The organism is uncultured Metabacillus sp. (assembly GCF_947503125.1).
In the GTDB taxonomy this organism is placed as follows: domain Bacteria; phylum Bacillota; class Bacilli; order Bacillales; family Bacillaceae; genus Metabacillus.
In genome coordinates this window covers 85,743-107,565 of sequence record NZ_CANNCR010000013.1, presented here as the reverse complement: position 1 = coordinate 107,565, position 21,823 = coordinate 85,743, and the positions used below count along the sequence as shown (strand labels likewise).

At 36.2% G+C, this 21,823-nt stretch carries 22 protein-coding genes and 1 riboswitch; of the genes, 12 read left to right on the top strand and 10 right to left on the bottom strand.

Features of this window, described 5'->3' with window-relative positions; genetic code table 11:
• The coding region (locus tag Q1B07_RS11630) for a DDE-type integrase/transposase/recombinase (RefSeq protein WP_299832792.1) at positions 1 to 939 on the top strand (939 nt) is incomplete at its 5' end.
• A 360-nt stretch (positions 940 to 1,299) separates the two neighbouring features.
• Here the strand turns inward: Q1B07_RS11630 and Q1B07_RS11625 are convergent.
• Entirely contained in the window at positions 1,300 to 2,649 is a 1,350-nt protein-coding gene (locus Q1B07_RS11625; protein WP_299089324.1) for a TrkH family potassium uptake protein, read from the bottom strand.
• A 260-nt stretch (positions 2,650 to 2,909) separates the two neighbouring features.
• Entirely contained in the window at positions 2,910 to 3,788 is an 879-nt protein-coding gene (gene htpX / locus Q1B07_RS11620; RefSeq protein WP_299089326.1) for a protease HtpX, read from the bottom strand.
• Between the two features lie 152 nt (positions 3,789 to 3,940).
• Here htpX and Q1B07_RS11615 point away from each other — a divergent pair, with 152 nt between their 5' ends.
• Both Q1B07_RS11615 and Q1B07_RS11610 read left to right on the top strand, forming a co-directional pair.
• Positions 3,941 to 4,675, top strand: a complete 735-nt coding sequence (locus Q1B07_RS11615) for a DUF1836 domain-containing protein (RefSeq protein WP_299089438.1) — start codon at positions 3,941 to 3,943, stop codon at positions 4,673 to 4,675.
• An 80-nt stretch (positions 4,676 to 4,755) separates the two neighbouring features.
• Positions 4,756 to 4,956, top strand: coding sequence for an alpha/beta-type small acid-soluble spore protein (locus Q1B07_RS11610; RefSeq protein WP_299089327.1), 201 nt, complete (start codon positions 4,756 to 4,758; stop codon positions 4,954 to 4,956).
• Between the two features lie 76 nt (positions 4,957 to 5,032).
• On the opposite strand, the gene Q1B07_RS11605 is transcribed toward Q1B07_RS11610, so the two are convergent.
• Entirely contained in the window at positions 5,033 to 6,229 is a 1,197-nt protein-coding gene (locus Q1B07_RS11605; protein ID WP_299089328.1) for an anti-sigma factor domain-containing protein, read from the bottom strand.
• Positions 6,226 to 6,972, bottom strand: a complete 747-nt coding sequence (gene sigI / locus Q1B07_RS11600) for an RNA polymerase sigma factor SigI (protein ID WP_299089329.1) — start codon at positions 6,970 to 6,972, stop codon at positions 6,226 to 6,228. The genes Q1B07_RS11605 and sigI overlap by 4 nt, the downstream gene beginning before the upstream one ends.
• Positions 6,973 to 7,607: 635 nt before the next feature.
• On the opposite strand from sigI, the gene Q1B07_RS11595 reads away from it, so the two are divergent.
• Both Q1B07_RS11595 and Q1B07_RS11590 read left to right on the top strand, forming a co-directional pair.
• The gene (locus Q1B07_RS11595; RefSeq protein WP_299089330.1) at positions 7,608 to 8,387 is read left to right on the top strand and encodes an undecaprenyl-diphosphate phosphatase; all 780 of its coding nucleotides are present in this window, start codon (positions 7,608 to 7,610) and stop codon (positions 8,385 to 8,387) included.
• 185 nt (positions 8,388 to 8,572) lie between these two features.
• Positions 8,573 to 9,475 carry a Ku protein gene (locus Q1B07_RS11590; protein ID WP_299089331.1) on the top strand — a complete coding sequence of 301 codons (903 nt, stop codon included), beginning with the start codon at positions 8,573 to 8,575 and terminating at the stop codon, positions 9,473 to 9,475.
• Between the two features lie 323 nt (positions 9,476 to 9,798).
• Here the strand turns inward: Q1B07_RS11590 and Q1B07_RS11585 are convergent, their stop codons facing one another.
• Complete coding sequence (locus tag Q1B07_RS11585) at positions 9,799 to 10,320, bottom strand: HAD family hydrolase (protein ID WP_299089332.1); 522 nt, start codon at positions 10,318 to 10,320, stop codon at positions 9,799 to 9,801.
• A 76-nt stretch (positions 10,321 to 10,396) separates the two neighbouring features.
• On the opposite strand from Q1B07_RS11585, the gene Q1B07_RS11580 reads away from it, so the two are divergent.
• Complete coding sequence (locus tag Q1B07_RS11580) at positions 10,397 to 12,229, top strand: DNA ligase D (RefSeq protein WP_299089333.1); 1,833 nt, start codon at positions 10,397 to 10,399, stop codon at positions 12,227 to 12,229.
• Between the two features lie 167 nt (positions 12,230 to 12,396).
• Here the strand turns inward: Q1B07_RS11580 and Q1B07_RS11575 are convergent, their stop codons facing one another.
• From Q1B07_RS11575 to Q1B07_RS11565, 3 genes are all read right to left on the bottom strand, one after another.
• Positions 12,397 to 12,855, bottom strand: coding sequence for a MarR family transcriptional regulator (locus tag Q1B07_RS11575; protein ID WP_299089334.1), 459 nt, complete (start codon positions 12,853 to 12,855; stop codon positions 12,397 to 12,399).
• 186 nt (positions 12,856 to 13,041) lie between these two features.
• Entirely contained in the window at positions 13,042 to 13,812 is a 771-nt protein-coding gene (locus Q1B07_RS11570; protein WP_299089335.1) for a nucleotidyltransferase domain-containing protein, read from the bottom strand.
• A 226-nt stretch (positions 13,813 to 14,038) separates the two neighbouring features.
• Positions 14,039 to 14,257: a Fur-regulated basic protein FbpA gene (locus Q1B07_RS11565; protein ID WP_299089337.1), complete on the bottom strand. Its 219-nt coding sequence runs from the start codon at positions 14,255 to 14,257 to the stop codon at positions 14,039 to 14,041.
• 171 nt (positions 14,258 to 14,428) lie between these two features.
• On the opposite strand from Q1B07_RS11565, the gene Q1B07_RS11560 reads away from it, so the two are divergent.
• The 5 genes from Q1B07_RS11560 to thiC all read left to right on the top strand — a co-directional run bounded on the left by Q1B07_RS11560 (position 14,429) and on the right by thiC (position 18,758).
• Positions 14,429 to 14,683 carry a hypothetical protein gene (locus Q1B07_RS11560; protein WP_299089338.1) on the top strand — a complete coding sequence of 85 codons (255 nt, stop codon included), beginning with the start codon at positions 14,429 to 14,431 and terminating at the stop codon, positions 14,681 to 14,683.
• A gap of 226 nt (positions 14,684 to 14,909) precedes the next feature.
• Positions 14,910 to 15,248, top strand: coding sequence for a MerR family transcriptional regulator (locus Q1B07_RS11555; protein WP_299089339.1), 339 nt, complete (start codon positions 14,910 to 14,912; stop codon positions 15,246 to 15,248).
• Positions 15,249 to 15,632: 384 nt separating this feature from the next.
• The gene (locus Q1B07_RS11550) at positions 15,633 to 15,803 is read left to right on the top strand and encodes an aspartyl-phosphate phosphatase Spo0E family protein (protein WP_299089340.1); all 171 of its coding nucleotides are present in this window, start codon (positions 15,633 to 15,635) and stop codon (positions 15,801 to 15,803) included.
• A 105-nt stretch (positions 15,804 to 15,908) separates the two neighbouring features.
• The gene (locus Q1B07_RS11545; RefSeq protein ID WP_299089342.1) at positions 15,909 to 16,556 is read left to right on the top strand and encodes an MOSC domain-containing protein; all 648 of its coding nucleotides are present in this window, start codon (positions 15,909 to 15,911) and stop codon (positions 16,554 to 16,556) included.
• Between the two features lie 195 nt (positions 16,557 to 16,751).
• Positions 16,752 to 16,867, top strand: a riboswitch (TPP riboswitch).
• Between the two features lie 136 nt (positions 16,868 to 17,003).
• Positions 17,004 to 18,758, top strand: coding sequence for a phosphomethylpyrimidine synthase ThiC (thiC, locus tag Q1B07_RS11540; RefSeq protein ID WP_299089344.1), 1,755 nt, complete (start codon positions 17,004 to 17,006; stop codon positions 18,756 to 18,758).
• 117 nt (positions 18,759 to 18,875) lie between these two features.
• Here the strand turns inward: thiC and Q1B07_RS11535 are convergent, their stop codons facing one another.
• On the bottom strand, positions 18,876 to 19,304 hold the full coding sequence (locus tag Q1B07_RS11535; protein ID WP_299089345.1) for a YmaF family protein: 429 nt from the start codon (positions 19,302 to 19,304) through the stop codon (positions 18,876 to 18,878).
• 172 nt (positions 19,305 to 19,476) lie between these two features.
• Between Q1B07_RS11535 and Q1B07_RS11530 the strand changes: the two genes are divergently transcribed.
• On the top strand, positions 19,477 to 20,028 hold the full coding sequence (locus Q1B07_RS11530; RefSeq protein ID WP_299089346.1) for a class D sortase: 552 nt from the start codon (positions 19,477 to 19,479) through the stop codon (positions 20,026 to 20,028).
• Positions 20,029 to 20,135: 107 nt separating this feature from the next.
• Here Q1B07_RS11530 and Q1B07_RS11525 read toward each other — a convergent pair whose 3' ends face one another.
• Complete coding sequence (locus Q1B07_RS11525) at positions 20,136 to 21,776, bottom strand: thiamine pyrophosphate-binding protein (protein ID WP_299089347.1); 1,641 nt, start codon at positions 21,774 to 21,776, stop codon at positions 20,136 to 20,138.
• Positions 21,777 to 21,823 lie beyond the last annotated feature (47 nt).

Here is a 21,823-nt window from a genome sequence, read left to right as displayed (position 1 = left end):
TGTCCTTATTATCAAAAGAAGCTAAATGGCATGTCTTCGAAAGAAAAGAGCCAGTTTAAGAAAGACCCTCAAGCCTTTAAGCTAAGATACATTTTCCGGCAGTTTCGTATAGATTTTCAGCCATTGTCTAAATCTTCTCCCAAGAAACCGAAGGTTGACCTAGCCAGGCTTTATGTTTCGCCACATACATTGGGGCTCATTTTAACTTATCACGTCAACTATGGCCTTTCGGCCCGTAAAACAGCTGCCCTTATGAAAGATGTTCATGGAGTATCGATTTCGCATCAAAGCATTTTGAACTACGAGAATGCCGTAGCTCTTTACCTCAAGCCTTACGTTGATAACTATCCTTACGAACTATCAGATCAGTTCTGTGGAGACGAAACCTATATCAGGGTGAATGGGCGTTGGCACTACTTGTTCTTCTTCTTTGATGCCGTAAAAAAGATAATTCTGTCTTACCCCGTATCACCTAATCGGGATACTGGGACAGCAATCCGTGCCATTGATGATGTCTTAATAAAGCTCAAAAAGATACCCGAAGACCTAACATTTGTGGTGGACGGCAATCCAATTTATCTTTTAGCACAGCACTTTTTTGCCCAACATGACATTCACTTCGATATCACACAAGTGATTGGGCTTACCAATGAGGATCCAGTGTCAAAAGAGTTCAGACCACTCAAACAAGTGATAGAAAGGCTTAATCGCACATTTAAAGGCAATTATCGCTCTACACACGGGTTTGGTTCTGAACATGGCTCCGTGTCTTTTGTGACCTTGTTTGTGGCTTACTTTAACTTTTTACGGCCACATGCGGCTCTAGAAGGTAAGGTGCCTGTGCTCAATCCTGAGTTACTGCAGCTCCCAAATATGCCAGCAAGATGGTCCAAACTTATTGGTTTGGCACAAAAATGGCTTATTGAACAATCAGCCTAACTTTTTGTTTGGCAGAGCCCTTGAGCAAAACAGCAATCGGCGAAGCGAACTCTTGACAAACCGAACTTGCCAATGGTTTAAAATGGAAATAACCAAGGGCTATTTAGCATACCTTCTTTTTGTCCCCGTCGCCCTTGTTAAACAGACCGTAAACCATTGGCGTGTTTGTCAAGAGCGATTGTGTGGCCTTTCCACCAAATAAATGGAAAAGCGACTACCCACCTATTGAGTTTTCATAGAACTTTTGACACTACCATATTGTCCCAATAAAGTATAGCATAATAGCTTATTTGGAACAGTGATTCTGCTAAAAAAAGATTGACAATCACCGAAAATGGCGGTTATCAATCTTTTCTAAAACTAGCCTATAATTATTCTTTCCTTTGGATAATGGTAATTGTCCTTTTTTCGTTCCTTTGTTCCTAATAAATACAAAAAGGTAAGTATTCCAACCCTTCCAATAAACATTAATATCATAATAACGATCTTTCCTGCTGTGCTAAGATCTGCAGTAATTCCCATTGAAAGTCCAGTTGTTCCAAAGGCTGAACAAACCTCAAACAAAATTTTCGTAAATGAAAATGGTTCTGTAATCGATAAGATGACAACTGCCAAAAAACAAATTAAGAAAGCAAACATTGTCACAACAACCGATTTCATTAAATCCTCCTCATGAAGTTCCCGTTTAAAAATTTTAATGGATTTATTTCCTCTGGCAAAATGAAAAAGGAACAAGAGATTTAATGCAAAGGTTGTCGTGCGGATTCCTCCTCCAACTGAACTCGGAGAAGCGCCAATAAACATTAATGCACACATAATAAGGATGGTTGTTTCTTTGAACATACTTACATCCATTGTTGCTAACCCGGCGCTTCTGGTCGCGGTGGATTGAAACAATGAATAGAAAAACGTTTCATGCCAATTCATCCCTTTAAAAAAATAGGCATATTCCAAACATGCAATGGCAACTGTACCACCGATAACTAAAGAGAAGAAAGTAATCGATGTTATTTTTGTGAATAATGAAAATCTGTAACGCTTTTGTTTATTGAACAAAAAATCCTTTACTTCAATTAAAACCGGAAATCCAATTGCCCCAAGGATAATTAGAATAATGACAATAAATTGAATAAAGTAATCATTAGCAAAAGGAATCATTGACTGCCCGGTAATATCAAAGCCGGCATTTGTTGTTGCACTAACAGAGGTAAAAATACCGTGCAAAAATGCATCCTGCCATGTATCAAAATAATTCAGAAAGTAGACTCCTAATATCAGTCCGCCAGTTAGTTCAATCAGAAGGATTAAAATAATTATCTCCTTAATTAATTTAACAATCCCAGATAAATTTTGCTGATTTTGGTCAGCCATGATCAATTGTCGTTCTTTCAAACCAATTTTTTTCCCCATAATTAACCATACGAACGTACCGAGAGACATGACACCGATCCCTCCGAACTGGAGAACAAATATAAGAATAAAAATGCCTGTTACACTAAATGTTTCAGCTGGTGAAATGGAGGTTAATCCGGTTACACTTACTGCACTTACCGCAGTAAACAGCCCATCAATAAATGTCCATTCCACCCCAGGCTTATGTGCGACGGGCAAGCTTAATAAAATGACTGAAACTGTAACTGCTATGAAGTAATAAGATACAATCAATTGTACGGGTGTTAATGCTTGCAGCCGAAGCTTCCATTTGTTCATTTCTCATTCATTCCTTACATTTCTTTCTAAACTTTAATAATGCCACATAATTTAACCATTCCCTTTATCTTAAAGAAAAAACACATAAATTTAAAGAGTTTTTAACTTTAAAGTTGGACGCCAAAATTAGATAAATAAGAGGGGTTTCACAAAACAAAAGGGTCAGACCTTCCTAAACACAATATATAGGAACTAAGCTGTCGAAAGCTCCATATATTGGTGCATGTAAGAGAGGTCAGACCCTTTTGAAAAAGTTATAATTATTTTGCCTCTAAACGCCTAATACGATCATCCAAATCAGGATGTGTAGAAAATAAGGACATCCCTTTTTTGCTATTAATTTTCAAGGTAGCTAATGAGGATTGCTCATCCCTAACACGTGAAGAATAGTGTTTCAATGCACGTAAGGCATGTATCATTTTATCCTTGCCCGCTAAGTCTGCCCCTCCACGGTCTGCGTGGTATTCTCTATATCTTGAAAAGGCGAAAACAACAAGGCTTCCTAGTATGGAAAAGACAAGTTGGAAAATAATCACGGCAATAAAATGAACAATTGGTGCAAGATCCTCCTTTGCAAACCTCGATACTGCCCAAGCAGCAATACGGGCCAGGAAGACCACAAATGTATTGACAATCCCTTGAAGCAATGTCATCGTCACCATATCTCCATTTGCAATATGTGCAACCTCATGGGCTACAACACCCTCTATGGCGTCATCATCCATTTCATTTAATAGACCGGTTGATACAGCAACAAGGGAACGACGTTTAGAAGGTCCTGTAGCAAATGCATTTACTTCTGGAGATTGATAAATTCCTACCTGCGGCATTTTTGATAATCCCGCTGCTCTTGATAATCGTTGAACTCTTTCCACTAAATCCCGTTCAAATGGTGAGAGTGATGATTTGGGATTTAACACCTTTACTCCCATCATCTTTTTCGCCATCCAACGGGACATGGCTAATGACATAAAAGAGCCTGTAAACCCAATTACTCCGCTAAAAATAAGCAGATTTACTAAGTCAATTTGACCGGTTACAGACTGATAAGGTGAAACATTTAATAATGATAAAACAAGCCCAATCGTTGTTAACACGAGAATATTAGCTAACAGAAAAAGAAAAATACGTTTGGCCATGGCAACCTCCATATTTCAAGTTCTTTTGAACTTATATTATAATAAAATTATAGAAACTCTTTCACTACATTTCAAGAAATATTCAGGATGTTTACAAAATGCTTCACATTGGAAGCTTCACGATTGTAATTATAAATTGATCGGGGTGTCACATCATGACCATTCAATTAACGCGTAAACAAATGACAAGGTTATTATATTCATTAAAGGGAGTGTCTACCCACCTTCCTATAGATATTGTAAAGCAAGCATTAGGTACTACGATGATAAATGAGATGGAAATTCCTTCATTTTTATCTAAATCGAACAAAAGGCGCAATAGCAATCAAGAATATGGACTATCTACAAATGAGATTGTCGCACTGGCAAATTTATGTGAGCTTACTTCACTCAAGTCAACATCGATTCAAAACTGGATTAAACGAGATGTTAAAGAATTGATTGGGACACCAGAGCTTGGTAAAAAATATTCAATTGATCAAGCGGCTATGCTATTAATTGTCAAAGACTTAAAAACAGTTTTCGAATTTGAAAAAATACGTAAGCTCTTAATTGTTGTTTTTAATACTTTATCAGATCGTAGTGATGACTTAATTAGTCCAATTACCTTTTATGAAATATATGCTGACGTCATCGATTCCATTGAAACCTTGCCTTCGTTAAGCTTAAATGATCAAAAGTTGGAAATAAGAATTGTTGATATAATAAATGCTATGTCAAAGCGGTTTTCTGAGCTTTCAGAACAAGAATGGTTAAAAATTAGAAATGTACTGGTCGTTACTGTTTTATCTGTTTTAGCTTCCCATTTCCAAACAAGGGCACAGGTATATTTAAATACCCATTTTGATGAACTAAACATTACCAGTATAGAAAATCTTCGCAAATGAAACCTTATGATTAAAGCTGAAAAATAAACGCAGAGATACAATTATCAGCTTTTTAATTCTAATAAGGAGTGAGTTTTTTTATGACTAGAAGCAGTAATAAGCTACTTGTTCCAGGGATCGAACAAGCTCTGGATCAAATTAAATATGAAATTGCAAATGAATTTGGTGTTCAATTAGGATCAGATACTGTTTCACGTGCGAATGGGTCTGTTGGCGGAGAAATTACAAAACGATTAGTAGCTCAGGCTCAATCACAATTGAACGGACAAAGAACCGAATAAAAAAATATGGCAAAAAGGCTGATTCCCCTAATCAGCCTTTTTTACTATATTTAGTCCGGACCATTTCTCATAATGATTAATCATCGTCATTATCATCGTCCCGGTCTTTTTTATTTTCTTTCTTTTGCTTTTTATCTCTATTTTCTTCTTTATTATTTTTGTTTTTCCAATTCTTCTCTTTTACATCGTCGCTATTATTTTGATCACGATTTTCTTTCCGATCATTTTCATCGTCCTGATTATCGTCTTCCTGGTCATCATTTTCGTCTTCCCAGTCATCATTTCCTTGTTTTCGATCTTTTTTTTCATTATTTTTTTGATTATTCCTGTTGTTACGATTTATGTTAACTTCTTTATGTGAAGGGTTCTCTTTCTTTGCATTTTTTATATCTTGTGTTTTATTAACATTTTTTTCATTATTTGTAATGACCGTGGCATCTTTTGAATTAGATAATTGGTTGTTTCCAGGTGTAGCTTGTTGGTTTGTTTCACTTATTGTTTGCTCTGCTGCAGCTTTCTTTTCATCTTGATTCTGTTTATCAATCTGCTCACCACTGCTTTCAATAGGAGCTTTTTCTTTCTCAATCAGCTCTAGGTATTTACCAGTAGATATTCCTTGTTGTTGAGCCTTTTCTCTCGTATCAATGTCAGATTCAATTGCTTTCACTTCAATTTCGTTATGTTCAAAGGAGGTGCGGATCTCTTCAATATTTTCTGATAGTTTTGTATTACTTTTACTAACCTCATTCTTTATAACTGTAGTAATTACAATTTCTTTGCCTGGATAAACGTAGCCCTTTTCCTTAGATTCTGCTACGATAGAATCAACCACTAACTGAAAATGTTTGTTTTCCCACTCAGGAAGCTGGTCAATAAGCATTTCGGCTTCTTTATTTAATGGTTCTAGTGAAATAACCTTTAAGTTATCATCAATAGCCATTTCAAAGCTGGGATTAATATCAATTGACATATAGGCATAAACTTTATCCTGATTAAAAAAAGGGATAAAACTGATCATAAATAACATGATTGCCAAAACAGATAAAGTGCCTATCCTTACCTTACGAGATTGAAAATATGCCAATAGATTTCGTTGTTTCATTATTGATACTCTCGTAGCTGCCTCTTCACGTTTATCCATTAGAGGGAAAAAAGAAATTTCTTCTCCAATTTCGTAATTACCCTCTTTATTGCTAGCTTTTAAAAATTGCCCATCTGGGGTAAGTAGTGTAACAAAGTCATCATTATATTCTACGACGACCCCTCTTTTCATGAATGTAACACCCCTTTAATATATTCTTTTAAATAGACAAATTCCCCTGACATTATGATAGCCATTGCAATAATGTATTTTCTATTTCTCTCAATTGTTTTTCGACTTACTGCAACCTTCGCTTCAAGTTGTTTTACAGGAAGCTGTCTTTTTTGGAAAAGAAATTCCCTTAATTCGTCATCTTCTACTAATTTGGTCGCAACTAAAATGGCATTTTGTCTTGCATCAAAATGCTTTGGAGATTGTTCGACAATTTCAGCAAATGTTAGTTTAAAATCTTTTAAGCAATGCTGAAAATAGGCAATCTCTTCTCTGCGATGCTCCTGCTCAATCAATTTCGTATATTCATCAATTGATAAATCAGATTCAATTTTACTTTGAGAGAATTCACCCTCTTCATGCTCCTGCAGTTCAAAATTGACTGTGTAAGGATGACGAACTTCTTTACGAATATAATCGATTACCTTACGTTTAATGACCAATTCAGCAAAAGCAAACAATGAACTGCCTTTATCTGTTGAATATTTTTCAATAGCATCATTAAATGCAATTAGACCTATACTAAATTCATCATCATTTTCATTTATATATCGTTTACAAACGGATGAAACCGTCTTTGCAACAAATGGTTTATATTGTTCTATTAATTGATTTTGTAACTCTTTATCACCTTGTTGAATCAAAAGAACGGTATCTTCTAGTGTACGTTTTTTCTTACCTAGTCCAAACAAAAGGCTAAGCATTGAGGTTCACCTCTGTTTCCCCTATATTACTTTGTTTATCATAGCTAAATTACATAGGGTTCGCAAAGGAAGAAATATGAAAATACCTTTCTAGTTTTCTACAGAATGAAGACAATTATTACAAAACTTCATACTTTATACCTATGGTATAAAAATAGAACAACATTCTTCAACTTTTCAAATAAATTTATTTTATAGTCTAATCGAACGAAAGATCGAACATAAAAAAATGGAAATATAAAAATTTCATATCTAAAAAACCTTACTCTAATCGTATATTTTCACTGTTTCATTTACCATCTCCTTTTTTATCCCCCCAATAAATTTTCCTTTTCACTACATTGTTTCGAATCAATTTGTTTTATTAAGGGTGTATAATCAAAAAAAGTGAAACGTAAGAATTTATACCTATTTTCTGTTACGAATTTGACATAAAACTTATCGTTTTTACATAAATCGAGTCATTTTTTTATCATTTCTGTTCATATAAGTAACTTTGCTCAGGGAACCGAGATGCTCCTGCTAAAAAAATCAGTATACCATGAACATTTTAATCCATTAAGTTCTAGTATCCCAGTCATCCTACATATTCTGTAAACAGACAACCCTTGTTTATTGGATAGGAGGATGATGAAATGGATTGGCTTCAAGCCATTATTCTAGGGATCATACAAGGACTCACTGAGTTCATTCCCATAAGTAGTACCGGTCATCTCTATCTAGGACGAAAACTTTTCGGGCTAGAGGAAGCAGGTCTATATCTCGATACAATGCTCCATATTGGTACCCTTATTGCCTTAGTTGTTTTCTACAAAGATATCCTAATCAATTTATTGAAAAAACCATTTAGCAGGCCAACAGCATTACTTATTGTTGGAACAATCCCTGCAGTGATCGCAGGTGTTTTATTTAGTGATTTCTTTGATGAAATTTCAAAAACAGGTGTGACAATTGGTTGGGAATTTCTATTAACAGGCATCTTTTTATGGTTCGCCGATTCAATAAAAAATGGAGCGAAGAAAATAGACGACATTTCCCTTTTTGACTCCTTTTTTATCGGAAGCTTTCAAGCATTTGCTATTTTTCCAGCGATTTCAAGATCTGGTATGACAATCGTTGGTGCACTAATTCGGAAAATGGACAAAGAGGCAGCCGCCTATTTCTCCTTTTTACTTTCAATACCTGCAATATGTGGCGGAGTAATTTTTCAGTTGAAGGATGTCTTTTCAGGCGATGTCCCACAAATTAGCTTGTTGTCGATGCTTGTTGCAACCCTAGCTTCTGCGTTTTTTGGTTATCTTGCCGTAAAATTCATGATCTCATTTGTTAAGCGGCAATCCTTAAAAATATTTGCAGTATATGTTTGGGTACTTGGCACTCTCATTATTACCTTGCAGCTGTTAGGCATTTTTTAATTAGGCAATTTATAAGGGTCATCCCCTACTTTATATGAAGCTTTACTAGTTAAGCTTCTATATTGTGTGTAGGGAAAGACCCTTCATTTTTAATACCGGAATTTTTTGGTATCTATTACTACACATGAAAAAGCCTTAAGAAACTTATCCTAAATATAACTAGTCAATGGAGAGGAAGGAAATCTATGCATACGATGTGGAAAGGTTCAATCAGTTTTGGGCTCGTCAATATTCCGGTTAAACTTTATGCAGCAACAGAAGATAAAGACATTAAGCTCCGAACCCTTCATAAAAAATGCCATACACCGATCCAATATGAAAAAAAATGCCCAAACTGTGACGAAGAAATCAACAACGATGAAATTGTCAAGGGTTATGAATATGTAAAAGGAAAATATGTTGTTCTTACAGATGCAGAGCTTAAAGAATTAAAAGACGAGCATGAAGATAAAACCGTTGAAATTATTGATTTTGTAAAAATGGAGGAAATTGATCCGATTTATTTTAACCGTTCTTACTATATTGGACCTGGAGAAAATGGTGGAAAAGCTTACGGCTTACTTCGAGAGGCCCTGAATAAATCCGGTAAAATCGGGATTGCTCAAATGACTATTCGTTCAAAGCAACAGCTTGCTATGGTTCGTGTTTATCAAAACTGCATCGTAATGGAAACCGTTCATTACCCTGATGAAGTAAGAAATGTAAAAGAAGTACCTAGTGTTCCAGAGCAGGTCGAAGTCGGCGCTAAAGAACTTGAAACAGCCATCATGTTAATTGACCAGTTAACAACCACGTTTGATCCTGAAAAATACAAAGATGATTATCGTCTTGCCCTTCAAGATTTGATTGAACAAAAGGTTAACCAAAATGAAGGCAAAACGCCAACTGAAACAACACCAAGACAAAATGTAGTCGATTTAATGAGTGCACTACAAGCAAGTATTGAAAAAACGAAAAAGCCTCAAGGAAAAACAAAAGCTAAACCAAAAGCTCAACCGGCTAAAGCTGCAGGAGAAAACACTGGAACTATTCAGCCTCCTCCTAGTACAACAGGCAAAAAGACAAAAACAGTTCGGAAGAAAGCTTAGAAACTTTCAACTAAAAAAAGCGCAAGGCGCTTAGCATTCGGCGACAAGCATAAGGCGAACAGGAATAGAAGGTGTTCTTTACCTTCAATTCCTGTTTGACTAGACCCAAGAGGCAGTTAAAAACTAGGGCGGCCTTATCTCTTAACTGCACTTGCACGTCCTGTGCTTCGCCGATGGCGCCTGGAGCTAGATTCAGAAACGCAAGCTATGTTAAGAAAATATATAATTTTTTTCTGATATTATTAAAAAGAGGCTGTCCCTAGGTAATCACCATATGGGGACAGCCACATGTTTTTGCTAGGGAAACCTTCAGTCATCGGATCCTATTCAGCTTTCGTTAACCATTTTGCAGCCTCAAGTAATGATGCGAATTGGTAATCTGCTTCCCCTTCCTCCTCACCAATTAAGATCGTTTTTGTACCTGCTTGTTTTCCTGCCATAATGTCTACATCTCGATCACCGATCATAATGCTTTCGCTTAAATTGACATCATGCTTTTCAGCAAGCCTGCGGAGCATCTCCGGCTCAGGTTTTCTACAAACACAGCCAGCGTGAGGTTTATGCGGACAGTAAATAATATCGTCAATTTTACCCCCATGCCTGCCAATATCCTGTTTCATTTTTTCATGAATCTTCCATAACATTTCTTCCTTCATATACCCGAGTCCTATTCCACCTTGATTTGTCACAACAAATACGAAAAATCCTGCCTTATTTAATAGCTTAATGCCTTCACCAACGCCATCTAGTAAATGCATTTGTTCCGGTTTATTGACAAACTTGACTCGCTTACTTAAAACCTCATTTATAACTCCATCACGATCGAGAAAAACAGCTTTATTCAAAATTATCGCCATCCTTTCATGATTTATTGAAGAACTGTCCATATTACAAATAAGACATAATTTAAGGGTGAAGTACATGAAACCAATGCTGCCAATATTACATAGTGAAATCCCTGAGGGTGCCGATTGGGTATATGAAACCAAATATGACGGTTTTCGCGCCCTACTATATATCACGAAACAAACCATTGAATTAATCAGCAGGAATGAAAAGTCTTTAAACGATACATTTCCTGAAATCATTATTGAAGTACGTGAGCTTCAGCAAAAGCTGGAACCCTTTTTACCATTAATACTCGACGGTGAAATTGTTTATCTTACATCTATGCATTTTTCTCATTTTGAACAATTGCAAATTAGAGGCCGTTTAAAAAACAAAGAAAAAATTAACGAAGCTTCAAAGGAGTTTCCCTGTAAGTACTTAGCATTTGACCTTCTCGAAATCAACGGCAAGCCGCTTTTTAATCAACCATTAAAAGAGAGAAAAGAAAAGCTTCAAAAGCTGTTTCAAGCGACCCAACTTCCAACAACAGTTGCACCGGAACTTTCTAATCTTCTACAGTATGTTCCATATAGTAACCATTATGCAAAGGTTTGGGTAGAAATGAAGCTTGAGGATGGTGAAGGAATCATTGCTAAACAACTTAATAGCAAATGGGAGGTCGGCGTACGTACAAAGCAATGGATAAAAATAAAAAATTATAAGTATGCCTGCTTTTTTATCACAGGTTATGATAAGAAAAACGGCTATTTTCATGTAGGAGTATTTAAAGGAGAGGACATCATCCAAGCAGGAATCTTTTCTCATGGAATTTCAAGTGAAGAGCGAGAGGCATTAATAAAAATAATCAAAGATAATAAATCCAGTGAAACTCCTTCCTTTGTTGAGATTACTCCAAGCATTGTTGTTGAGATTCAATTTTTATCTTTATATAAAGGCCAATTACGGGAACCATCTTTTCTTTCTTTCCGTTTTGATAAAGGGTTTGAGGAATGCACCTGGGATCAGCTTTTATTAGCCACTGCTCCCATTCATGAAGAGGTTGTGTTTACTCATCCTGATAAACCACTATGGGAAACAATGGATGTGACAAAAGAACAGTTTTTAAGTTATCTATACCAGCTATCACCTTTTATGCTTCCATTTTTAAAAAATCGTTATTTAACAACAATCCGCTTCCCGCACGGAATGTTTGGTGAAGCCTTTTATCAGAAAAACAAGCCTGATTATGCACCAAGTTTTATCGAATCAAAAAAACATGAAAACATTGACTACATTATTTGCAATGACTTATCTACTTTGCTATGGCTTGGGAATCAGCTGGCTTTTGAATTTCATACTCCATTTCAAACAATTGATTCGAATCATCCTATAGAAATAGTTTTTGATCTCGACCCGCCGTCTAAGGAGTATTTTCACCTCGCCATTAAAGCAGCAACCGAAATGAAAAAGATTTTTGACCATTTCGGGTTAAAATCATATCCAAAGCTCTCAGGAAATAAAGGCTTACAAATTCATATACCCATTTCAAAGGATTCACTTAGCTATGATGAAACTCGGATTTTCACTTCATTTATTGCTGAGTTTCTTGTCACAAGCTTTCCTGATGACTTTACAATCGAACGAATGAAAAAAAATCGGGGGAACCGGCTATATGTTGATTACATTCAACATGCAGAAGGGAAAACGATCGTTGCCCCTTATTCCCTCCGCGGTAAAAAAGAGGGGGCCTATGTTGCTGCACCATTGCTTTGGGAAGAAGTAAATGCAGAGTTGTCCGTAAAAGATTTTACAATGGATAATGTCATTAGCCGCTCAAAGACAATAGGCTGTCCTTTTCATGACTATTTCACTTCCCCGCAAGATGAGACATTGAGGACATTAATAAAGGGTCTGACTTCAAAGTAAACCGCTCAGACCCTCATACAGTTTTCATTTTTGATAAGATAATAATCTGTTTAATCTGTTTGCAATATTGCTATTAAAATCTAATCAAGAAGCCGTCACTAAAAACAATTTGAGACAGCTCCCTTTTTTATTTCAAAGAGAATTCTCCTTCATTCTTTTCTATCAGTCTACCTAAATAGCAAATGTTGACTATGAATACCCGCCTTTTTTAATAGCGCTTTCAATTCTTTTTGCTCTTCAGCAGTAAGGCCGGAAAATGCTCTGGCCATACGAATTGCGTGAATAGGATAAATCTCATCCAAATATGCTTGACCTTTATCCGTTAATTTTGCATAAACAGAACGTTTATCCTTAGGGTCTTGTTCCCTGTAAATAAATTCATTTTTTTCAAGCTTATCAATCACATATGTAACATTACCGCTTACTAATAATAGCCTTGAACCGATTTGTTGCAGCTTTTGTGGTCCTCTCGTAAAAAGTAATTCTAATACAGCAAATTCTGTCGGATTAAATCCATGTTCCTTGCTATCACGTATAGAATGCTCTGAGATGCTTTTGAAAGCCCTTGCAAAAACTCGAAACAAATCTAACGCATTTTGTAATTCTTCTTCCGTGTATGATCTCATTCCATCGCCCTCTTGTATTCAAAATTATTCAAGGATAAACTTTTTGTCATTAAAAACATTAAATATTTTTAGTGCAAATTTTATTTTACTATGAATTTCAAAATATTTGAAGGTTTTTAACTATAATAATTTAAATAAAAATATACTTTTTCTTTGCTGACAGCAAACTAGGGTGGTTCTGCTGCATTAATAAAGCTTAATCCCCCATACTTCATATAATGTATCCAAGAAAATCCCGTTTAACAAAGGAGTCGGATTTTCAATGGTTTCATTTATATTTTTTGCATCTTCCATTAAACGCTTTATCTCACACTCAAAAAATTCATGAAGTAATGTTATATTAGTAACCTTCTTCTCACCCATTCTTTTTTTGGCTAAGATCGATGCTATTTCAGCTTTAATAGAATGATGTAATGCCGTCTTCTCAACAAGTGTTGTAAAATCCACAGGCGGAAATTTCTTATATGTTTCAATCCATTTTGCCGCAAGCAGAGGTCTAAGTACATTTAAATAATGTTTAACCTCATTACTTACCATTTGTTTTTTAGCGTTTTTTTGAGCCATATGAAGATAATGATAGAAACATGCTCTCTGTGAGAAGACATCTTGTGTATGTTTTCTTAATTTTTCAACCGTCGAGAAAGGCTGCATATAGTGGTAACGACTATGTATATATTCTAAGACGGACGGATTAGATTTCCGGTATAATTTAAGACATTTTTGTAAATCCCAACCATTAACATCAAGCAAATTATTAACAGGTAATTCTATAACATCTTTTTGTCGATCAATGGTTAAATACCAACATGGGCGATGTATGTAAATAAAACGAACATCAAAATCACTGTTCTCATTTGAATATCCCCATGCCCGAGACCCCGCTTCACATGCATATATTATTTTAATATCCTTTTCTGCCTCAATCTGCTTAAGAATCTCGTGTATTTTTTCCTTCATGATCATCACCTGCTTTACTATACACTATTCTATCCTCATTTTTATTTTTCCTTCCAGAAATCCGGCATCTTTACCAACTACTAATAACAATACCTCTATCTCCAGTATGGCCATGATAGCCCAGATACATTTTTATTAATACTAAGTAAGGACAAAACCCTTTAAATTTTGTCCTCACTGTATAACCCGTATTTTACCAATTACTCCTTTGTAAAGGAAGCATGAACTAAAAGCAGTTTTCTCCAAAATCTAATTCATTTCTATTAGATGTTGATTTTTTACGTGTTACTTTAGGAACATTGTGATAAAAATAGTTATATTCATTCTTTAATTCAGTAAGTGTCATATTCGTCAAAACTTGTGAATCATATACACCGATTGCAAGTAATTTTTGAGAGTAATATTTTCTTTGCTCATCCAGAGCATTTTGCAACATTCTGCTCATGGCGATCATCTCCATCTTCTTATTTTCTACCTCTAACTTACCTTATAATTGTTAGCGAACGGTTAACTAAATGTTAAGATTTTCTTTCGAGTTATTAAGATTGTTTTAATTCGTTTAAACAGAAGAAATAATGTCGACACTAGTTTCAACATTTAAAAGGAGTTGAAACTAGTGTCTATAAGAGTAGTAGCAAAAGAGGATCAAAATAAAACGACAAAAATTTATTTTTTAAATTTAACAGAGCCAAAGCATCAGCAATTATATATGGCCATTTTTGATGGTACAATCATAAACACCCTGACGGTTTACAACCTTAAATCAAATATGTATGAAGATGTTACTTGTTTATTCTCACAACCTTTTTTACTTAGCCTTTCCCATCAACTTTTGAAGCAGCTAAAAAGCCCTCAAGCAAAAGCTTTATGATTATTTTTTCCTCTTGTATGCGTATCGGTTGCGAATTTGCGAATTAATCCCACCTAATTTTTCATTGTCATTTCCTCACCTTTATTATATATTTTAAGCGTAATGAAACCTAACACAATTCTAACACGAAATATTTCCTTGTTAGATTTTCTAACAAAAATAAGGCGAAATCTTACATGTAAAGTTACACTTGAAACAAGAAGTTTCTTTAACAAGGGGTGGAAGAATGAATCAGCAAGACCGCTCTTATAAGGATAAGAAGGTAATTTCAATTGGAACAGTTAGTGAATTAACCGGGCTCACCTTGAGACAAATACGTTATTATGAAGAACGTAAATTAATCGCTCCGTATCGGAATGATCGAGGTACTAGAAAATACTCGTTTAACGATATTGAGACATTGATGGATATTGCTAATAAGCGTGAGGACGGTGTACAAACGACTGAAATATTAAAGGAAATGAGGCTAAAAGAAAAACAGCGTGAAAGCGAGGCTGAAATAAAGAAAAAAATGCTTCAAGGTCAATTAAATGCTCAGTTTCGATTTGGCCGAGGCAGAAATTAACTTAATGCTGCAGCATTACACTCTCATTCGTGCTGCAGTGTTAACCCTTTCCTCTCAAAAGTTCTTCGCAAAGTATTTTCTTTCCTTAAAACCACAAAAATGAAACTCGCCTAAAATCCCATGACGATCTAGTAAAATTTACCGAAAGCTCATTTTCACATCTATTTTCAGGCAAACTTATTTTTTCACGTTTTTAATAAAACGTTTAACCACAAAATATATTATTCTTTCTTCCAACCAACTACAAAATGTAGTATTTTTTACTCAATTTTTTATAAAAATCAGAAAAAAAATACCTTAAAACCTTTACAACAGGAAAAAATATCCGATAATAGAAGTACTAGGACTTTTCCACCTAGTAAAGCCTAATGCAAGGTGGTTTAATTGAAATCAATTGATGCAGTTATCGAAGAATATCGAAAAAGAATGTTTATCATCGCAAAAGAAAACGGGATAGACTCGCATCGAACTTTAATTGCAAGCCAAAACCTAGATCTGCTGTTAAATATAAAAATGAGTGAAGATCAAAAAAACGTATTAGATAAAAAATATTAGTATGTTTAAATACACCTTTGAAATACTACTGTCAAAATAGGGTCTGACTCACAACATATTTGGGTCTGACCTTTTGTTTTGAACATTGGAATTGGATGTGAAGAAATGACGACTGAAATTATTTGGTTAAGTAAAGGCAAACCAAAAACCTTGCTTCATAAAGGAAGAGAATATCGATCAGGTATCTCAAAAGACCAAGTTGAAAGCTTCGAGGTCACTTTCGAGCGTGTTTCTGGTGATGATGTAGAAAACCACGAATTTCACGGTGGAGCTGATCGAGTTGTATGTTTATATCCATATGAACACTACGCTTTTTGGGAAAGCACCTATCAAACAACATTGCGAAAAGCTGCATTTGGTGAAAATCTTACTGCGAAAGGGATGATAGAAACCAATGTTTGTGTTGGTGATGTGTACAAAATAGGTGATGCCGTATTACAGGTTGCACAGGGCCGATTTCCATGTGCAACAATCAATAAACATACAAACATCAACACCATCCTTAATAAAATGATCGAATTGGGCTATACGGGCTTTTTCTTCCGTGTGCTTAAAGAAGGAACAATCACTGCCAAGTCGGACATTAAGCTGCTTGAAAAGCATCCTAAGCAAGTGTCGATTGCAAGCATTCACCATACATATTTTCATCAGCAAGATCTCTCGAAAATTGAAACAATTCTCTCTGTTGATGAACTTTCTCTTGAATGGAAAAAACGCTTAATAAAGCTGTATAATCAATTACTTTCAAAATAATAAGAAAAGCGCAAGCGCCTTGATCAGCCTAGGGGCTAGGCGGTGGAGCTGGATGTCGCAGTGCTTATCCACAGTTCAATGAATTTTATAATTTCCTAAACGACGAGAAATAGTTCAATATGATCAAATATTAAATTAATAGTTGACTACTTTTTTCTTTATGATATAGTTAAAACTGATTTTAATAGTATTTCCATATTCTACTAGGGGAGTCCATTAGCCTGGACTGAGAGAGGAACGCGTTTGAAGTTCTTTGACCCTTCGAACCTGATCTGGATGATACCAGCGTAGGGAAGTAGTAACAGTTGCTAAGGAGTTCTTCTCATATAAACACCTTACAATTATTACCTTCATTAATCGGGTTCTGATATTCAGAACCCGTTTTTTATTTACCTTCCGCTGTGATCTGAAAGAATTCTTGTTCATTTATTTTGAGGAGGAGAATTTATGAAGATTAACATCAAACAGCCATTCCCAGGAAGTAAAAAGGTTTATGTTCAAGGAAGCACCTCAGAAATTCAAGTACCAGTTAGAGAAATTTCTCAAGGAATCACAAAGAATTCATATGGCGAAGAAACAAATCCCCCAATCCAAGTGTATGATACTAGCGGTCCTTATACAGATGAAAATGCTCAAATCGATATCCGAAAAGGCTTGCCAAGAGTTAGAGAAAACTGGATTCTTGCTCGTAACGATGTTGAACGCTATGAAGGCCGTACCGTTAAGCCAGAGGATAACGGCTATAAGCTTGCAAGCAAACAATCCGATATCGAGATATTCCCTTCACAAGGTATTAATCCTTTAAGAGGGAAAGACGGGAAAAGAGTGACCCAGCTCCACTATGCACGCAATGGAATCATCACTCCAGAAATGGAGTTTATCGCAATTAGAGAGCAAATGGAAGCTGAATTTGTCCGCCAAGAGGTTGCTGCAGGACGAGCAATAATTCCTGCAAATATCAACCACCCAGAAAGCGAACCAATGATTATCGGGAAGAATTTCCACGTGAAAATTAATGCGAATATTGGAAATTCTGCTGTCTCCTCTTCCATTGAAGAAGAAGTAGAAAAAATGACATGGGCAACTCGCTGGGGAGCAGATACGATTATGGACTTATCAACCGGGAAGGACATTCACACAACAAGAGAATGGATCATTCGCAACTCTCCTGTACCTGTAGGGACTGTCCCTATTTACCAAGCTTTAGAAAAAGTAAATGGCATTGCCGAAGATTTAACATGGGAAGTTTATCGTGATACATTGATTGAACAAGCTGAACAAGGCGTTGATTATTTTACAATTCATGCTGGTGTTCTGTTAAGATATATCCCACTTACTGCCAAGCGTACAACAGGAATTGTTTCGAGAGGCGGTTCGATTTTGGCACAATGGTGTCTTGCCCACCACCAAGAAAATTTCTTATACACTCATTTTCATGAAATCTGCGAAATTCTATCAAAATATGATATTTCGATTTCACTTGGGGACGGTTTACGACCTGGTTCTATTGCTGATGCTAATGATGAAGCACAATTCGGTGAGCTTGAAACGTTAGGTGAATTAACGGAAATTGCTTGGAAATATGATGTTCAAGTCATGATCGAAGGACCTGGCCATGTCCCGATGCATTTAATTAAAGAAAATGTAGAAAAACAACAAGAAATTTGTAAAGAGGCTCCTTTCTATACGCTGGGACCTTTAACAACAGATATTGCTCCAGGCTATGATCATATTACATCAGCGATCGGCGCAGCAATGATTGGCTGGTTTGGCACAGCGATGCTTTGCTATGTAACACCAAAGGAACATCTTGGTTTACCAAACAAAGAGGATGTACGAGAAGGAGTTATCGCCTATAAAATCGCAGCACATGCTGCTGACTTAGCAAAAGGACATCCAGGAGCTCAAACACGTGATGATGCTTTATCAAAAGCACGCTTTGAGTTTAGATGGCATGATCAATTCAATCTTTCACTAGACCCTGAAAGAGCAAGAGAATACCATGATGAAACCTTGCCTGCCGAGGGGGCAAAAACCGCTCACTTCTGCTCAATGTGCGGTCCAAAATTTTGCTCTATGAGAATCTCACAAGATATTAGACAAATGTCAATTGAAGAGAATCTCTCAGTAGAAGAGATTAATAAAGGTATGCAAGAAAAGGCACAGGAATTCGTCGAAGGCGGCTCTGTGATTTATCGATAATAAAGATAGATAAGCTTCTTTTTTAAGCTGTTCTATTTTGTACTGAAACATTTTAATTAGTGAAAGAAACCACTAATTTATTTATGAGATAAATTCAATAAAAGCAGTGTGATTTTCTCATTTACATCCACTGCTTTTATTCATGATAGATTTACCGTTAATGAAAGGATCCTCCCCTACAATATCGGAGGTTTTCCAACTGAACCGATGATTGTGTTTCGGATAAAAGGCATCCATTTCTTCTTGCTCCCCTAAAGTAATTTTTAGAGGTTCATCAAAGTTAACATACGTCTCCCCTGCAAACATATGATAATGACTGCCATCAGGTAAAGGAATTGCTGGTCCTGTTTTTCCGTAAAAACGATGAAAATGCTTGTTATCATATGAAGTAACCCCTCGATACAGATGGAAATGCCGATCAAGACTATTACCATTTACAGGCCTTGTAAAACCAGTTATTGTGTGAAAATGTTTTTTACTAACAGTTGTTTTTGCGGTAAACAGATGGGCATGATGAGGTTTTACGGCACCTATAATAAAGTCCATTCAAATCCCTCCATTAAACAATCGTTCCAGTTAATTCTTTCTATGTTGGTAACAAGTTATTGGTAAGTTGTCTACTGAAGGTCTTTTTTCATGAAAAATCCCCCGAATAAAAAGGAAATATCCACAAATAATACCAACATAATCAATAACTTACAACTTGGAGGAAATTACATTGCGCTCGACCAATGATGTTACATCCGAAAAAACCTATATGGTCTCACCAAATAATGGGGAACCCTTTCAACCTGTTGCTGTCCCAACACCAAAGGAAGGAGCAATGATCGGCACGCTTTCCATTCCAAAACTAGAGCAAACCGTTTCAATCTTTCATGGCTCAAATGAAACCATCTTAAGAAAAGGAATTGGACATGTTAAAGGCACAGCATTGCCAGGAGAAGCAAGCAATTCTGTTTTAGCGGGACATAGAGATACCTTTTTTCGCAAATTAGAACAATTAGAACAAGGTGATAAACTGATTGTCCATAGATCTGAAGCGAAGTATCTATACAAAATCAATAAAATTCGTATTGTTGATAAAGATGACAGAACCGTCATTGTTCCCAAACCAAGAAGCACTTTAACATTAACAACCTGCTATCCTTTTACATTTATCGGTCCTGCCCCTCAACGCTACATTATTGAGGCTGAGCTTATCAAAAAGCCCCAAAAAGGCAACCATTCACATAAGAATTCTAAATTCGTTTCCGGTCCCAGGTCAAATTGAATGGGTCAGACCCCTCTACACTATATATTAGAATTAACATAGCGTTAAATCCAATATATGGGTGTTAGTTGGAGGAGGCTGACCCTTGTTGCTTTGCAGAGATTTTATTATTTCCCAAAAGAAGAAAGAAACTTCACTCGGTCTCCCATTGGCGGTATGTTTTGGTCGACTAACTCAACCTCTAAAACAGCTGGTCCACCATCTGCGCGAAGATATTCAATAAGAAACGGATTGATGTGATCTAATTGTTGGATTCGAGCGCTTCGAATACCAAATGCTTCTGCCATAGCAGAAATATTAACAGGCTCCTGTTCAAAACAAGAATGCGAACGCTGATATTGAAGATTATGACCATGATAGACCATCCCTAAACGGGCATTGTTCATTACAACAAATATGATTGGAAGCTGATACTCCTTTGCAGTCAATATCTCCATTCCATGCATAAAAAAGCAACCATCGCCAGTTATACATACAACATCACGCTCCGGCTCAGCAAGCTTGCTTCCTATTGCAGAACCAATCCCCGTTCCCATGGCTCCAAAATGAACATTGATATCAAACGTATGTGGTGCTTTTACATTCATATAATGGATGACATAGGACATAAATTCACCAATGTCAACAGTGTATCTTGTTGTCTCAGGCAGCAGCTTTTGCAAAGCACTTAATACATTTTGTGTATTAAATTCCTTCTGATCCTCATCTTCATGAATGGTTTCTTCTTTTGGAAAATAAAAATGTTTATCTGTCACTCGTTTTTTTACTTTTTCAATAATCGCAGTTAGACTAAGATCTGCATCACCAACAATCGGGAGATCCACTTGATACTTTCTATTAAATACAGACTGGTCAATGTCCAACTGAATAAAATAACGATTTTTTGTCAGATTACCATTCCAATTATTTGTTGCGGTTTCACCAAGACTTGAACCAATGACAAACAGTGTTTCTCCATATCCCTCATTAATTAACCTTGATGCTTGCTCATGACCCGCAAAACCAAATACTCCTTTAAATAACGGATGATCATCCCTGATTAGTCCTTTTGCTTGCGGAGTTGTGATAATAGGCATATTTACCAGCTCTGCTAATTCAAGCACTTCATCAACTGCATCCCTTGCACCTTGACCGACAAACATGATCCCATCCTTTTGGTTAATAAGTTGATCAACTGCTTTATGTATTGCAGCAAGATCAGGCTTATGTTTCATTACGTTCGGAAATGCGGGAATTTCTGCCTCCTCAATCAAATCAAGCTGAACATTAATAGGAATGGCAACATGAACTGGTCCTGGTACCCCGGTTAAAGCAATTTCAACCGCCTTCACAATCGTTTCCAATAGCTCTGCAGAATTCTTTACTGTTGCACTATATTTCGTTACAGACTCATAAATTGGTTGTGCGTTAAGTTCCTGTGATGCATTAAGACCATTTGTTTGAACTGGGACTGCACCCGTTATAAATAAGATTGGTAAATGCTCACGCATGGCATTTGTAGCACCTGTAACTAAGTTCGTTCCGCCTGGACCGCTGCAGCCAATACAAACACTTAAAGATTTTGAGTACTTTGCATAAGAGGCCGCCATATAGGAAGCGGCACCCTCATGTTTTGTCACAATCGGCGTAATTTCCGGTATATCATAGAGCTCATCAAAAAAGGCATTTACAGAACCAGCAGGAATCCCAAAGACATATTTTACTTCGCCATTTTTCAAATAATTAAGTACTGAACGTATTGCTTTCATTATTAACGCCTCCTGTTTAGATAGATTGAATTTCACATCTATATAAA